Raw genomic sequence first — 7,414 nt, forward strand, 5'->3', positions numbered from 1 at the left:
GCGACCTTGAACAGCAGGTCGGGCGTCTCGAACTGCTCCTGAGCGCCCTGTTCCTTGGCGTCGCCGCGATGTTCCCCGCCTTCACGTCAGCGACGCCTGGTCTACGCGCGCCAGCGCAAGTCACCAGGCAGGATATGAAGATGATCAAGCTGCCTGCGCCCTTCGCCGGCCTGCGTGTCGCTTGCGTAAGCGATCTGCATCTCGATCCCAACGCGCGCGCGCCGGTCATTCGCGCTCGACTCCAACCGCTGGCGACGCTGAACGCCGACGTCATTCTGTTCCTTGGCGACTACGCCACCGGCTGGCCGCGCTTCGAGGATGAAGCGGCCCCGATCATCGCCGAACAGCGCGCCCCGCTCGGCGTGTACGCCGTCCTCGGCAATCACGACCGCTGGCTCGGCGAGGCTCATTCGCTCGACGTGCTGCGCGAGGCCGGCGTTCGCGTCCTGGTGAACGAGAGCGTCGCGCTGGAACGCGGCGGCGCGAAGCTCTACCTGGCCGGGCTCAACGATCCATCCACCGGGGCGGGCGATCTCGACGCGGCGTTGGCGCAGGTGCCGCCGGGGGCGTGCGTCATCCTGATGAGCCATACTCCGGATGTCATCGAGGACGTCGCGGCGCGCGGCGTCGCGCTCGTGGTCGCCGGGCACACGCACGGCGGGCAGGTGAACCTGCCGCTGTTCGGGCCGCCGGTCGTTCGCTCGCGATACGGGAGCAGATACGCCCACGGCCTTTTCTACGAGGGTCGGACTGCGATGTTCGTCACGCGCGGGGTAGGGGAGATAGCTCCGTACGTCCGGTTCAACTGCCCTCGCGAGATCGCCCTGCTGAAGCTCGTGAGCGGGCAGCAGTGAGCAGAAGGCCGACGCAACAAACGCACGCCGCATACCGCTCTGTCCTGGGTCCAGGCTGCCGCCTGGTGCTCGCTTCCTGCTTACTGCCCCCGCAGCACCCACAACGTCATCTCGGGCGGGCAGCAGAACCGCACTCCCAGCCGCGTCGTGCCCACGCCGGTCGTCAGAATGAGCACCGTCCCGCCGAGCCGGAACGTTCCCCGGCTCCACTTCCGCCCGAGCCGCGACCGCGTCAGCAGCGCTCCGATCACGGGCAAGCGCACCTGCCCACCGTGGGTGTGTCCCGCCAGGATCAAGTCCGCGCTGAGCGCCTCCCGCCGCCGAATCACCTCGGGGCTGTGTGCCAGCAGGAGCTTGAACGCTCCGGCCGGAACCTGCGCCAGCGCCCGCCCCGGATCGTCGCGAAAGCGATAGGGATCGTCAACGCCGACGACCCAGAATTCGCCATCGCCCGGCGGGTGCCTCGGTTGCCCTGGCTCGCTCGGCAAGGCTACTACCCCTCTCCCTCTCAGGGAGAGGCCGGGTGAGGGTGACTCGGCCCCGCTATTTGCGCCACTAGGCGTCCGCTCGCTTGACGCGGACGCGCAGTCGGCCGATGCCCCCGAGGATCTCGCGTCACGCTCGCCGTCCCCGCAGAGTTGCTGCGCGTCATTGATGAGGAGCCTCGCGCCCGTCTCCCCCCAGCGGGCAATGTGACGGTCGAAGCGGTCCGCCCAGTGGTCAGCGTTGCCCGGCACCACGTACGTCGGCCAGCGCGACGCCAACTGCTCCAGCAGTCGCCGGGCAAGGGGTAACCCTCGCCACCCGGATGCGAGGTCACCGGTGACCGCGATCAGATCCGGTCGCGCAGCCTGAGCGCGGTCGAGGACCGCTTGCGTGGAATCGCTGCGCGGGGTGAGGTGCAGGTCGGAGATGTGCAGCAGCCGAAGCCCGTCGCACCGCGGCGGCAGCCGCGGCAGGGCGATCTCGCGTTGGTAACTGAGGATCGCCGAGGGCGCCGCCGCTCGCCTGCCCAGAAGCCACAGCAGCGCCGCGCCTATCACGAGCATCGTGGCGAACAGGTAGATCACAGGTCCCGCCCGCTCCCGCGATCGGCTCGCCTGCCCGGCGCGGAGTGAAACCCCCGCGCTGCACGAGGCGCATGTCCGTTGTTCGAAGTACGGCGCTGCATTCGTTGCTCAACGACGGTACCGGCTGGCACCGGTGGCGAGTTTCTGTGATCAGGGAATGCCCGCCATGTCACGAATGGCCGGACTCTGGAGACTCGTCCAGTGAGAGTCCCGGGGGCTGTGTACGCACAATGGGCGGCCTTCGTGCAAGACCCGGCACCCCTCAAGTGAAGCGCCGCTCCCCGTATGGAGGGCGGCGCCGAAAACCTATACGTCCGCGGCTCCTCGCGCCCGGTGCGGATCGCTTCTCGGGGCCGGGAGGCACGGCAGCCGGCAGGCGGCTAGTAAGCCTTGGTGCGCTCGATGGCCCGCCGGCGATAGATCGGACACGCCAGGTGTTCGTTGCCGGTGCCCAGGCAGAAATCCTGCTGCAGGCGATCCGCCTCGGACACTACGTCCTCGTCGTCCTCGACGGCTGCCTGATTGAGGAGCAAGCACTCCTGCTCATGCGTCGAATACAGGGGACACGCCATCGCCTCGGCGCTCCTCTCTCGGCGCGGGCAAAGCCGCCTAGTGCCAAGGCCCTAGATCAGCCGGCCTGATCCGAGGCCTTGGTGTTACCTTCGTCCTTCTCCGGTTCGTCTACCGTCGCGCTCAACGAGCGACGAAACTCGCGCATGCCTTGACCCAGACTCCTGCCCAGCTCAGGCAATCGCTTTGCCCCGAAAAGCAGCAACGCGGCGATCAGGATCAGGATTATCTCCGGTGGTCCCAGTGAACCCATCTTCACAGCCTTTCGCGGGCCGCAGGCCCGCCGATACAACCCAGTAATGAGCATTATAGCCCAATTCGTCGCTCCCCGCAAGCGCGGCTGACCGTCAATGTGTGGAGTTGCGCAATCGCCCCGCCGATGCTTTTCGCCGCACGCATCGTTGAGATGCCGAATGCCCCGACAGCGGCTTCATCCGGCCGGGAACGCCCCCGTGCTCTGTCAGTCATGTCTTGATGTGCCGCTGCATCTCGCGACTTCAGGCGAAGTCGCGCCCGGTGCGCTCATCTGGGCGCGCGGTCGCCCCACCGCGCGAGACGCGGCAGCCGTCATTGTGATGTTGATGCAGCACCAGTGGGACGTCGCGGCACCGGGCTCCTGTGCGCACAGGCCAGGGTTGCCACGCCCGCGCGGAGCACAAGCAAGCGTCTGCCTCGCCCGGTCTGTCACGCCGCGCGCCCCAATGTGTGAACCCTTGTACAAGACGTAACAGAATCTCCTACCCAGTGTACGCCGTGAGGTGTACACTATCACTGGTAGCCCAGGCGCTTGGGTGGCCAGTCGTTACACACCACCATGCCTCACTGAGGTGGATGGCGCGGTGGTGTGCTGTCAGGATTGCCGTCGGATCAGTAGTGAAGCCGAGCGCATCGACGCTATGACGGAGGTGAGGTGCGGTGACCCAGAAGGCAATGACCGTCCAGGAAGCAGGACGCAAGGGCGGCGAGACGACGAAGAAACGTTACGGGCCCCGGTTCTACGAGCAGATCGGCAGGAAGGGCGGTCAGAAAGTCAAGCGTATGGTCGAGGAAAGCAAGCGGGCCCGCAAGCAGCTGGAAGACGCGAAGCGGAAGGCCAAGTGACCCCCCGCCGGGCTCGCGCGAAGACGTTGGGCGACGCGCACGGTTTGCCCGACAAGCGCGGCGGGAGCACATACGCGACATGGGCGATTGCGCCATCGGACCGCGCACAACAACCCAGATCCGAACACTGACTTCGCCGGGTTAGACGCGTCGGATCCCCAGACGCTCTGTGTGCCGACGGGAAGGAGTGAGCGAATTGCCGAGCAGAGAAATGACGGTAGCCCAGGCCGGTCGTCGCGGGGGCCAGACCACGAAGAGCCGCTATGGGCCGCAGTTCTACCAGCGTATTGGCAAGCGGGGCGGACTGGCAACCCGACAGCGGCACGGCCCTAGTTTCTACGAGGCAATCGGACGCAGAGGCGGCGAGCGAGTGAAGCGCGAGCGCGGCACCAGTTTCTACGAACGCATTGGGCGCAAGGGCGGGCGTCGCCTCAAGGAGCTGGTGGCGGAGGGCAGGCGGGCGCACCGCTAGCGCCGGGTAGGCAACTTCATCGAGCGCGTGGTGACAGGCCCGCGTGGCGGCGCGATCGGCCTCGCTGCGAGCGGCCCACTCAGCGTCCTGTGATGGCGAGGCGCTCCCCCGAGCCCTTGACGATGGTGCTCGGCGGCACGTACCCGCGGAGGGAAGTGCAGGGGTACACGAACACGTTCCGACCAAGTACCGTGCCGGGGTTGAGCACCGCGTTGCAGCCGACACGCGACCCGTCGCCGACTAGGGCTCCCAGTTTAGCGAGGCCGGTTTCATAGTCCCTGCCGTCAACGGCGATGACGACTTGCGTCTGCGTCAGCTTGAAATTCGAGCAAATCGCGCCCGCGCCGAGATTGGAGTCGCGTCCCAGGATCGAATCGCCGACGTAGTTGAAATGCGGCGCGTAGCAGCCCGGCAGCAGAATGGATGCTTTGACCTCCGTCGCGTGTCCGACGGCGGCGCCCGCCCCCATCACTACCCCGCCCCGCAGCAGCGCGCCGTGCGCGACCCGGCATCCCGGCCCGATGATCGCCGGCCCGATCACCCGTGCCCCCGGCTCAATCACCGCACCCGGCGCCAGCATCACCGCGCCCTCGACGACGGCCGTGTCGGCCACCTCGCCGTGCACCTCGCGCCGCGCGTGGTCCGCCAGGTAGTCGGGCAGCCGCTTGAGCGCCTCCCAGGCGTAGTCGCAGCCCGCAAATAGCTCAGGGTGCTCGAAGCCACTGAGGTCGAACAGGTCATCAGGGGAAAACACTGCCTACCCTCCGTAGACGCCGCACTCGCGCATCGCCTGCCACATCGCCTCGATGTTCTCGGCGGGCACGTCAGCCTGGATGTTATGTACCGCGGCGAAGACGAATCCGCCGCCGGGAGCCAAGTCATCGATGCGCCGCCTCACTTCGTCGCGCACCTCCTGCGCCGTTCCGCGCGGCAGCACACGCTGCGTATCCACGCCGCCGCCCCAGAAGGTCAGCGCGTCGCCGAACTCCCGTTTCAACACGGCCGTGTCCATCCCCGCCGCACTCACCTGCACCGGGTTGAGGATGTCAACCCCCGCCTCGATCAGGTCGGGAATCAGCTCCCGCACCGCCCCGCACGAATGGAACAACACCCGCGCCTCGCCGTGCTCGTGGATGAACTCGAACAGGCGCCGGTGACGAGGCTTGATGAAACGCCGGTACGTGTCCCGCGACACCACCAGGCCCCGCTGATCCGCGAGGTCGTCCGCCTCCACCGCCACTTGCGCCAACTCGCCGACCTCCGCCAGTGCCGCCCCCCAGAACGCAAGCTTGACGTCGAGCACGGCGTCCATCACGGCGCAGGCGAGGTCGGGGTCCGCCGCCAGGTCGCAGTAGAAGTCGCCGAATCCCCGCAGCCAGGCCGACTGCTCGACGACCCCAGACGTCACGCCCACGAGCACGAGCCCGTACCCTTCGTCCGCGAGCCGACGAGCGTCCCCGGCCAACCCCTCCAGGCGGCTTGAGTCGGCGCCGTTGGGCCAGGGATGGGCGCGCACCTCGGTGAGGCTGATCGGCCCGCCGAGGGCGTGGGCCGTCATGTCGTAGTACAGGCCGCCGTCCTCCGGCGTGCTCCATGTGATCCCCCACTCATCAGTGAAGCTGCGATAGCCTGCGTCGCGCCGCAAGGTCGGATTCCAGTCGCGCGGCGGCCGGGGGAAGAGCCCGCGGGTGTCAACGTGAAGATGCTTCAGGAGATCCTCGTGCGGCTGAGCGAGCCCCTGCTTGAGGTCCGCGACAGAGGCCTCCTGGTCCGGCAAACCCAACAGGCGCCGCAGACGATGGTACGCTATCAGCGAGATCCCGGTCACCCGGCTGGAGCCGAGGTCGAAGGGAATGCGATCAGGCTCCTTGTGGGCGAGGGCGAGGCGCAGACGCGTCCGAGGGGTCATGGACGCGGTTTCACAGCCAGCCGATTTCGGCACCGGTCACCTGGATGTGCGCCTGATTGATGACGCAGTCTGGCGAATGGCCGTCCCCACAGTGCAGGCACACGCGCTCAATCACGCGCGGGTTATTGAGTGCGGCCAAGAGGACGTCTTCCAAGGAGCGCGTCAACCGGTTGAGCTTCTGGTCGGTGAGCGGATCGATCGCCGACGCCAACAAGCCTTGGAATCTGCGCCCGAGTCTGTCCACGACATGAGCGCCGGCATCGCTGAGTTGCACATGAACGACGCGACGATCCTCGCGCGACGCTTTGCGGCCCGCCAACCCCTTGCTCTCGAGACGATCCACCAGCTTGGTCGCCGCGGGGTCGCTGATGCCGAGGCCTTGGGCCACATCGCCAATGTGGCATCCGTCGTGACACCCAAGGAAGTCGAGACAACGGAATTGTGCTCGCGTCAGGTCATGCCCGCCCGTCGAGTCAAGCGTGTCACTGACCAGGGCATCGTCCGCCCAGCGCGCAAAGACTCGTAACAGCTTCCCGCATTCCGCACGCGAATCCAGTGCCATAGCGCATCCCCCTGCGTTCCCGGCATGTAGATCAGCCGTACTCAACTACGTGGCGTACTGCAAGCTCCTTGTCTTCCGTCGCCTATCTCGTAGCGAAGGGCATCTCGCATTGCGCTGGTCACCGATCATCGGTGGGACGCGATCCGGCAGCCCACCTCGTCAATGCGGTTCGTGCTTCGCGATGGAGACTCCTGCGTGCCAGACCGACAGAATGTTTAGATTGCCTAACTTTATTCCTGTACCGTACACCAGTTTGCATCACGTCGCACCTCGATCACAATCCGAGTCGGCCCCACAGGGCGTCGAAATCGAGGTGCTCCTGGGCCAGCTCGGTGGCCCGGGCGATCTTGGCCTGCTCTCTGATCCGCACCTTCCCGAGCAGCCATTCGATCTTGTCCACAATCGTGAGCGTGTCCTCGCGCGCCAGCAGCAGTGGAATGCGCACCTCCTCGGACCGGGCCACGACGCGCGAGCTGGGCCGCAAATCCCCCGTCAGTACCACGCACTTGCTGGCCGTCTCCAAGGCGGCCAATTGGATGTCGGAGCGATCACCTCCGGTGATCACGGCCTTGTTCGGCGTGCGGCGGAAGTAGCGCAGCGCGCTCTCCACATTCATCGCCCCGACCACGAAGTGCTCGACGAGTTGCTCGCGCTGGTCGGGGCAGCACAGCATCTGCGCGTTGAGATGATCGGCCAATTCACCCACGCTCACCGAACGCAGCACCGGGTCGTGCGGCAGCGCGCCGAATACCTCCACCCCCGCACCCTCCAGGTACGGCACCACCTCCTCGCGCACGAACGGCAGGCGATCAGCCGGCACGTCGTTCAGCAGCAGGCCCGCCATGCGTTCGCCAAGCGCTTCCCGCGCCGCGAAGA

At 66.8% G+C, this 7,414-nt stretch carries 10 protein-coding genes; 3 read left to right on the plus strand and 7 right to left on the minus strand.

Annotated elements, in window-relative coordinates; all coding sequences use genetic code 11:
- Nucleotides 1-854: metallophosphoesterase (locus tag JSV65_03810; GenBank protein ID UCH35487.1), on the plus strand; the 854-nt coding region annotated here is incomplete at its 5' end.
- Nucleotides 855-934: 80 nt separating this feature from the next.
- On the opposite strand, the gene JSV65_03815 is transcribed toward JSV65_03810, so the two are convergent.
- From JSV65_03815 to tatA, 3 genes are all read right to left on the minus strand, one after another.
- Nucleotides 935-1,924 carry a metallophosphoesterase family protein gene (locus JSV65_03815; GenBank protein ID UCH35488.1) on the minus strand — a complete coding sequence of 330 codons (990 nt, stop codon included), beginning with the start codon at nucleotides 1,922-1,924 and terminating at the stop codon, nucleotides 935-937.
- Nucleotides 1,925-2,304: 380 nt separating this feature from the next.
- Entirely contained in the window at nucleotides 2,305-2,496 is a 192-nt protein-coding gene (locus JSV65_03820) for a hypothetical protein (GenBank protein ID UCH35489.1), read from the minus strand.
- Nucleotides 2,497-2,552: 56 nt separating this feature from the next.
- Nucleotides 2,553-2,747, minus strand: coding sequence for a twin-arginine translocase TatA/TatE family subunit (gene tatA / locus JSV65_03825; protein UCH35490.1), 195 nt, complete (start codon nucleotides 2,745-2,747; stop codon nucleotides 2,553-2,555).
- Between the two features lie 677 nt (nucleotides 2,748-3,424).
- On the opposite strand from tatA, the gene JSV65_03830 reads away from it, so the two are divergent.
- Complete coding sequence (locus tag JSV65_03830) at nucleotides 3,425-3,595, plus strand: Em GEA1 (EM1) (protein ID UCH36692.1); 171 nt, start codon at nucleotides 3,425-3,427, stop codon at nucleotides 3,593-3,595.
- Nucleotides 3,596-3,791: 196 nt separating this feature from the next.
- Nucleotides 3,792-4,067 (plus strand): general stress protein B, encoded by a 276-nt coding sequence (locus JSV65_03835; protein UCH35491.1) that lies wholly within the window; start codon nucleotides 3,792-3,794, stop codon nucleotides 4,065-4,067.
- 79 nt (nucleotides 4,068-4,146) lie between these two features.
- Here JSV65_03835 and JSV65_03840 read toward each other — a convergent pair whose 3' ends face one another.
- The 4 genes from JSV65_03840 to JSV65_03855 form a co-directional block, all read right to left on the minus strand.
- Nucleotides 4,147-4,821 (minus strand): glucose-1-phosphate thymidylyltransferase, encoded by a 675-nt coding sequence (locus tag JSV65_03840; protein ID UCH35492.1) that lies wholly within the window; start codon nucleotides 4,819-4,821, stop codon nucleotides 4,147-4,149.
- Between the two features lie 3 nt (nucleotides 4,822-4,824).
- On the minus strand, nucleotides 4,825-5,976 hold the full coding sequence (locus JSV65_03845; GenBank protein UCH35493.1) for a hypothetical protein: 1,152 nt from the start codon (nucleotides 5,974-5,976) through the stop codon (nucleotides 4,825-4,827).
- Nucleotides 5,977-5,986: 10 nt separating this feature from the next.
- Nucleotides 5,987-6,538 (minus strand): MarR family transcriptional regulator, encoded by a 552-nt coding sequence (locus JSV65_03850; GenBank protein UCH35494.1) that lies wholly within the window; start codon nucleotides 6,536-6,538, stop codon nucleotides 5,987-5,989.
- 274 nt (nucleotides 6,539-6,812) lie between these two features.
- A partial coding sequence (locus JSV65_03855; GenBank protein ID UCH35495.1) for a phosphotransacetylase family protein occupies nucleotides 6,813-7,414 on the minus strand: 602 nt, incomplete at its 5' end.

It is taken from the genome of Armatimonadota bacterium, assembly GCA_020354555.1.
In the GTDB taxonomy this organism is placed as follows: domain Bacteria; phylum Armatimonadota; class Hebobacteria.